General features: G+C 27.2%; 4 protein-coding genes. All 4 read right to left on the bottom strand.

Annotation, left to right across the window (positions count from 1 at the left end):
• Positions 1–156 precede the first annotated feature (156 nt).
• Positions 157–648, bottom strand: coding sequence for a hypothetical protein (locus AB0T67_RS12300; RefSeq protein WP_369220563.1), 492 nt, complete (start codon positions 646–648; stop codon positions 157–159).
• Positions 648–902, bottom strand: a complete 255-nt coding sequence (locus AB0T67_RS12295; RefSeq protein WP_369220562.1) for a hypothetical protein — start codon at positions 900–902, stop codon at positions 648–650. Before AB0T67_RS12295 ends, AB0T67_RS12300 begins: the two co-directional genes overlap by 1 nt.
• An 85-nt stretch (positions 903–987) precedes the next feature.
• Positions 988–1,899 carry a protein rep gene (locus AB0T67_RS12290; RefSeq protein WP_369220561.1) on the bottom strand — a complete coding sequence of 304 codons (912 nt, stop codon included), beginning with the start codon at positions 1,897–1,899 and terminating at the stop codon, positions 988–990.
• A gap of 184 nt (positions 1,900–2,083) precedes the next feature.
• Positions 2,084–2,548, bottom strand: coding sequence for a hypothetical protein (locus AB0T67_RS12285; protein WP_369220560.1), 465 nt, complete (start codon positions 2,546–2,548; stop codon positions 2,084–2,086).
• Positions 2,549–2,573 lie beyond the last annotated feature (25 nt).

The raw sequence follows: 2,573 nt of genomic DNA, 5'->3' as shown, positions 1-2,573 counted from the left end.
GTATATTTGCAACGAAGCAATGCCAGAGATGACAACTTCAACGCACAAAAAGTGTAAAAAACACGCCTATATAGGCGTGTTTTTATTTTTATTAAATAGACCATCAACCGAGATACGCTCGCCGCTAAGGCAGATTTTTTTCCGCTAAAAGTGTTATTAAATATCCTTCCACTTATCATGGATTTTAATTGTATTTCTAAACCTATTACCTGCATTAAATTCTTCAGGATTATTTCTTACAATATCAAAAATAACATCTCTATATTCTGTCCTCCAATCTTTCTCTGAAATATAATTATGTAAAATACAATAACAAAACCTATCTAAAGCATTAAGATAATTTTCAAAAGAAATCTTTTTTTTATCAATTAAAAGCTCTAAAACATCTTTATTAGGTTCTTCTTTATTTAAATTAATACTGTATTCTCGTAATTTAAAACAAGTGTCATCCCAAGAAATCTTTCTTTTTATTAATTCATTTTCAAGCTCTAAAACAGTCATCAATGTTGAATTAGTAAACGTTTTATTCATATTTACTAATTGATTATTCACTTGTCTTACTTGATTAAATGCAAAATATAAAGCACCTGATGCAATAAATATAGAGACTACTGAACAGACTGTGTTAATTAAATTTAAATCTCCCATTAATCATTCAATTTTTCTAAAAGTTTTTTCAATACAATATCAGCTTTATTTGAATTAGAAATTGAATTACTATGGTCTTGTGATTTTGGAATAACTTCATCACCATATGTTTTAAAATAAATCATTATTTCTTGTAATGATATCCCACTATTTTTCAATTTAGGAACTATTTCATTTAAAACTCTATCAATTTCATCAATAGAATTAACATTTGATAATCTGCTTAAATAAATTTTTATAATATTATCTTTCATTTCAATTTTTTTTAAATTTACTATTATTAAACTAAAGTAATAAACTTTAATTTAGAGAGGTAATTAAATATAAAATTAATTATTTTTAATCAGGATATGCTACCATATTTTTTACTTTATCAGGAATAGCTAAACCAACGATACCCTCTCCTGTTTCCTTATCATACCAATCATTTTGAACCCATTTAAATACTCGATTTGCCATTCCCTCCAGAACAATACCATTCTTTAAATCTTCATCTTTAAAATCCTCCTGAACCGCTTTTATACCCCCAAATGCTTGATAAGTTTTTTTACCTCTTAACGCATTAAAAACAACATCATAACGCTTTGCATTTGTATTGTCTGAACATTTAACTTCTGACTTAAAAGCATACTTAAAAAGCTCTTTAAAAGAATATTCATCAGCTAAACGAATATCTTGAGCTTGAAAATTTGCATCTTTATTATATCGTAACCACTCCCCTATTAACCACTCTCCTTGCGCCCAATTATCAATAATAAAATGAAAATGATAATGATAATAACCATTTGGACGTATTGTACATTCTGCTTTCCTTATACCTCTAAAAACAGTATAATCTCTTTTGTATTTTGCTTGTTTTGTTTTATTATAAATTAAACGCCAAGTTTTTTCCATCTGTAAAATGCGATTTTTTAAATCAGCTCCTTTTACTGTAGGTAGTGTCAATGTTACAAAAACAGAATCTTTTAATGTTTCTAATTGAGGTAAATAAGCATTTATTAATCGGGCAGTTTTAATCCTATTACACGTCAAACACCATCTATTTTTACAATAAGTAGTTCCTATCCTACCAACATCATTTGTTAGTAAAACATCAGCACAGTAACTAGAATTTTTATACGATTTAAAAAGCTTAGATTTAGGATTATAATGCATCAAAGACAACGCTATCCCCTTACTCACATATTTAGACCATTGCTTTTTTTGAAGAGTATCTTTAAAAGTATCCCTTTTTTGTAGTATTTTTGTCATGAAGATTTAAATTAAGCTATCAAATCATATGGGACTGCAATCCCGATTTTATAGCTTTTTTTTTGGTTAAAATGTAAAAAAAAGTGAAATGTAAAATTTCACAACGTCAACAAATATAGGCTTTAAAAAACTTTTTGAAGCAACTAAGCTAACTTATCAAGCAAATACCCTAAATAAATAATTTCTAAGAAAGAAAACGCACAGAATCTTTATTATTTTTAATCTCATTAAGTAATTCTTTTTGATTATCACTCAATATTTTTTTCAATTGATTATGTAAACTTATTTGATCCTTTTGTATAGCTATAAAAACTTCCATCAAATCTTTCTTAGTAGCTGGTTTATTTTCATCTTTAGTAAAAACATTCAATGCTAATTCAGCAGCTAGAGACCCTAATGTAGCAGCTCCTAATTGAGAACCAAATTGGTTTTTAGGTTCTTTTAAATTACTTGCATTATTATTAACTCCTGATAAACCTTTATTTATTATATCTGATTCAAATGGTTCGACAGGTGCTACCATAGCAACTCTAAAACCTTTTTTCTTATTATAAGCACTTACTCTATGACTATCGCTACAATAAATACGCCTAGCGTGATTGCTTTCAAATTCTTTTTTACAATGTGGACAGATTTTTATGTTTTTCATATTTGCATTAATATATTAATGCAAA

It is taken from the genome of Tenacibaculum salmonis, from assembly GCF_041053065.1.
Classification (GTDB): Bacteria; Bacteroidota; Bacteroidia; order Flavobacteriales; family Flavobacteriaceae; genus Polaribacter; species Polaribacter pacificus_A.
The sequence above is the reverse complement of the archived record's forward strand: the minus strand, read 5'-3'. Positions and strand labels throughout refer to the sequence as shown.